The 4,089-nt window shown below is 56.1% G+C and carries 3 protein-coding genes; 2 read left to right on the top strand and 1 reads right to left on the bottom strand.

Features of this window, described 5'->3' with window-relative positions:
- Positions 1–767, top strand: a 767-nt coding sequence (gene yghU, locus FN633_RS12255) for a glutathione-dependent disulfide-bond oxidoreductase (protein ID WP_154058929.1), incomplete at its 5' end; no start/stop codon positions are given.
- 131 nt (positions 768–898) lie between these two features.
- Positions 899–1,861, top strand: coding sequence for a sensor domain-containing diguanylate cyclase (locus FN633_RS12250; RefSeq protein ID WP_154057892.1), 963 nt, complete (start codon positions 899–901; stop codon positions 1,859–1,861).
- A gap of 53 nt (positions 1,862–1,914) precedes the next feature.
- Here FN633_RS12250 and FN633_RS12245 read toward each other — a convergent pair whose 3' ends face one another.
- Positions 1,915–3,558 (bottom strand): methyl-accepting chemotaxis protein, encoded by a 1,644-nt coding sequence (locus FN633_RS12245; protein ID WP_154057891.1) that lies wholly within the window; start codon positions 3,556–3,558, stop codon positions 1,915–1,917.
- Positions 3,559–4,089 lie beyond the last annotated feature (531 nt).

Genomic DNA, 4,089 nt, shown 5'->3' with positions numbered 1-4,089 from the left:
ATGAAAAAACCTTGCCGGTAGGCAAACATCCGCTGCAGCTCTACTCCCTCGGGACGCCAAACGGCCAGAAGGTCACGATTTTACTCGAGGAGCTGCTGGAAAAAGGCGTCAGCGAGGCGGAGTATGATGCCTGGCTGATTCGTATCGGCGAGGGCGACCAGTTTTCCAGCGGCTTCGTTGAGGTGAACCCGAACTCCAAAATTCCGGCCCTGCGCGATCACAGCACCACGCCCCCTACCCGCGTATTTGAGTCCGGCTCAATTCTTCTCTATCTGGCAGAAAAGTTTGGTCACTTCCTGCCAACCGATCCAGCAGGCCGTGCTGAAACGCTGAACTGGCTCTTCTGGCTACAGGGCTCTGCCCCGTTCCTCGGCGGCGGTTTCGGCCACTTCTATAGCTATGCACCGGTAAAAATTGAGTACGCTATCAACCGCTTCACCATGGAAGCCAAGCGTCAGCTCGACGTGCTTGATAAGCAGCTTGCCGAGCACAAGTTTGTGGCGGGCGATGACTATACCATCGCCGATATGGCTATCTGGCCGTGGTACGGCAACGTCGTGCTTGGCAACGTTTACGACGCGGCAGAGTTTCTCGACGCAGGCAGCTATAAAAACGTGCTGCGCTGGGCGAAAGAGATTGCTGAGCGTCCCGGCGTACAGCGCGGCCGCATCGTTAACCGCACCAACGGGCCGCTTAACGAGCAGCTGCACGAGCGCCACGACGCCAGCGACTTTGCGAATAACACGCAGGACAAACGCCAGGCCTAACGCTTTCCGACCGGGCACCTCCTGCCCGGTCACCTTTTGAAATCGATTACGCTTCCTCTTTTTTTCGTGTTGTATTTACAACAAAAAAATAACTAGTAAGAATGGTTTTTATTTACTCTTAATCGGCCGGTATGTCTGAACTCGCGCTTAAGCAGCAGATCCAGAATCTGAAGAAGCACAACGCCCGACTGGTGCGGCTGGCGCGTGACGCCCGCAGCAAGCTCAGCGCGGCGCTGGACGGTACCGGCCTCTGCCTGTGGCAGCTGGACGTGCCCAGCGGCAAGCTGATCATCTATAACCGTCGCTGGGGATCGATGCTGGGCTACCAGCCGAAAGAGCTCAACGCCCGCTTTGAGGTCTGGAAAGAGCATCTGCATCCGGATGACAGAGAGCGGGTGCTGGACGCCTTTTACGGCCATCTGCACGGGAAAACTCCCTTCTACGAAGCGCTGCACCGCATGCAGCATAAAAACGGCACCGTGACGTGGGTGCTTGACCGGGGGCGCGTCAGCGAGTGGGACGATAGCGGCCAGCCGCTGAAGGTCACCGGTACGCATATCGATATGACCAAAGAGAAGCAGTACGAGGAGCAGCTGGCCCTGCTGGCGAACCACGATCCGCTTACCGGACTTGCCAACCGTCATGCTCTGATCCAGCATTTCGAGGCGTTAAAGATGGCGGGGGCGCTCTGCGTGGCGTTTATCGATCTCGATGATTTTAAAAACGTGAATGACACCTTTGGTCACCGCAGCGGCGACGAGCTGCTGATGCAGCTTAGCCAGCGGCTGCGCGAGGCCTGCCCGTCGGGAACGATCGTTGGGCGGCTTGGCGGGGATGAGTTTGTGCTGCTACTGCCTTTTGCTCTTACTGAAGAGCAGGTTATCCGTGCTGCACAGCGTTGCCTGCAGGCAGCATTAACCCCGTTTGAGTTGGCTAACGGCGTGGCAAGCGTGGGCGCGTCGATTGGTATTGAACAAGCCCTGGACGAGGATGATTTTGTCAACTCGCTCGTCCGGGCAGATTTGGCCATGTATCAGATCAAACACAGCGGTAAGAACGGCGCGGCTATCGGTGCCACGCTGCTCTCAGGGTGAGTAACGTAGCGGGGATACGGCAACCCACCGCTACGTCGCTCTGACAGACGCGTTTAGAACGCAACCCACTCATCCTGCGCAGAATGCGCTACGGCGGGACGCGGCATAGAGGCAGAGTTTACTGCGGTGCTGCCTGCTCTCTGCTCATCACCAGCAGAGAGGCGGAACCGCTGTACCGAACGCTGTAGCTCTTCGGTCTGACGCTCAAGCGCCGCTGCGGCGGCAGAGACCTCTTCCACCAGCGAGGCATTTTGCTGCGTTACGCTATCCATCTGGGTAATCGCGACGCCAACCTGGGAGATGCCTTTGCTCTGCTCGGCGGAGGCATTAGCAATCTGCTTCATGATGGTGGTCACTTCCGTCACCGCGCGCAAAATGCCTTCCATGGTTGTACCGGCGTCGTTCACCAGCTGCGCCCCTTTATCGACCCGGCTAACGGAATCGGCGATCAGCGACTCGATCTGTTTCGCCGCATCGGCGCTGCGGCTGGCAAGGTTACGTACCTCACCGGCCACGACGGCAAAACCACGTCCCTGCTCACCCGCGCGTGCCGCCTCTACCGCCGCGTTGAGCGCCAGGATATTGGTCTGGAAAGCGATACTGTTAATCACCGTGGTGATCTCAGCGATCTTCTTCGAGCTATCGGAGATGCCGGTCATGGTGCCGATCACCGCGTCGACCAGCTCGCCGCCTTTACTCGCTCGCGTCGAGGCCACGTCCGCAAGCTCGCTGGCCTGGCGCGCGTTGTCCGCATTCAGCTTCACCGTCGCGGTCAGCTGCTCCATGCTGGCTGCCGTCTCTTCCAATGCCGCCGCCTGCTCTTCCGTACGGGAAGAGAGATCGTTATTGCCGCTGGAGATTTCGGTCGCACCGCGCCAGATGTTGTCGCTGCCCTGGCGGATAGTGCTCACCGCGTCACGCAGGCTATCCTGCATGGCACGCAGCAGCGGTACCAGCTGGCCGACACAGTTGCGACCCAGATCCTGCACCGGCTGGCTGAGATCGCCCTGCGCGATGGTGCGGAAATGTTCGCGAATGATGGCCAGCGGTTTAACCAGCATGGCAACCAGGTAGCGATCGGTAAACAGCAGGATCAGCAGGCCGAGGATCACCGCGGTCAGGATCAGGACGCGGGTCATGCTGGTCTGCCCGTCAACCATCACGCGCGTCTCGTCCAGACGTGCGCTGGCGGCGGTGTTAAAGGCCTCTGCCGATGCGCCAAAGGCGCGGCTCAGCGCAGGCGTGACGTTATTTGCCTGCTGGCGATAAGCGTCCAGCGAGCCCTGCTGCGCCAGCTGAACCTGCGGCGTTACGCCCTGATCCAGCAGCGCCTGCCAGTTGGCAATGGCCTGCGCGGAGACCTTCTCATCCATGGGGCCTGGCGAGATGGCTTTCAGCGCATCCAGCTTGGTTTTCATGTTGTCCAGCGCTAGCTCAACCTGGCTGAAGTCCGCGTTGCCGCCAGCGGCTTTTGTCTCCAGCGCGCGGGACAGGCGGGTCACCACGCGAAAATATTGATCGTTGCCCTGGCTGAGCAGCGTCATCTGGTTCACCAGCTGACGATCGATCTCATTGCCTTCAGCCACCTTAGAGAGCGAAAAGACGCTATACAGTCCAACGCTGGACCACATCAGGCAAAAGATGCCGAGGATAACCAGCAACACCAAACGAATGGTGAAGTTTTGCAGCACGCGCATAATTAATTCCTTGCCGATAAGGGGGATACTTTTTGTCGCAAGCGACTTAGCAGAGTTATCGGCATGTTAATGACAATATGTAGAGTAACGCATAATTTTTTTGATCAAAAAACGCGCTGTGAGTTATCCTGCTTAAAACAGGGTCTGGTGCGCTATAATAGTTTGCGAGCTGGATTTGCGCCTATAAATTTTTAAAAAAAACACAGCATTAAGAATAATCTTAAATGCAACCTGCTGAAAAATAAGCACAAAAAGATAATTCACGATGATTTCCCCAAAGTATTTTATTACCTGACTCTGCTTTGATCTTCACCTATCCCAAATATCGTTAGCTGGCTTACAAAAAAGCCTACGCCCATTAAAATAACGTTAATAACGTGCTCAAAGAGACGACCTATTTTTATTAAAATAAAATAAATGAATACCTATTCATTTATTTTGATAAGAAGTGGGTAACTACGCTATTTATTTAAGGGCAACATTATAAATAGGCAGCGCCTCGCTACCAAACCGCGCCGCTACTGGCTTTGC

Source organism: Pseudescherichia vulneris (assembly GCF_902164725.1).
Taxonomy (GTDB): Bacteria; Pseudomonadota; Gammaproteobacteria; order Enterobacterales; family Enterobacteriaceae; genus Pseudescherichia; species Pseudescherichia vulneris.
The sequence above is the reverse complement of the archived record's forward strand: the minus strand, read 5'-3'. Positions and strand labels throughout refer to the sequence as shown.